General features: G+C 57.4%; 1 rRNA gene. It reads left to right on the forward strand.

Going from position 1 to position 223, the window contains the following annotated elements:
* Nucleotides 1-223, forward strand: a 23S ribosomal RNA gene (locus lacNas_RS03475); the annotation flags it as partial.

Below are 223 nucleotides of genomic sequence, written 5' to 3' on the forward strand. Positions count from 1 at the left end.
CTGTCCGCCGCAAGACTAAGGTTTCCTGGGGCAGGCTCGTCCGCCCAGGGTAAGTCGGGACCTAAGGCGAGGCCGAGAGGCGTAGTCGATGGACAACAGGTTGAAATTCCTGTACTGCACCGAATCGTTATGAGCGATGGAGGGACGCAGGAGGCTAGCAGCGCGTGGTGCTGGATACCACGTTCAAGCGTCAAGTCTGAAAGCGAGTCAAATGCTTGCTTTC

Source organism: Lactobacillus nasalidis (genome assembly GCF_016587775.1).
GTDB lineage: Bacteria > Bacillota > Bacilli > Lactobacillales > Lactobacillaceae > Lactobacillus > Lactobacillus nasalidis.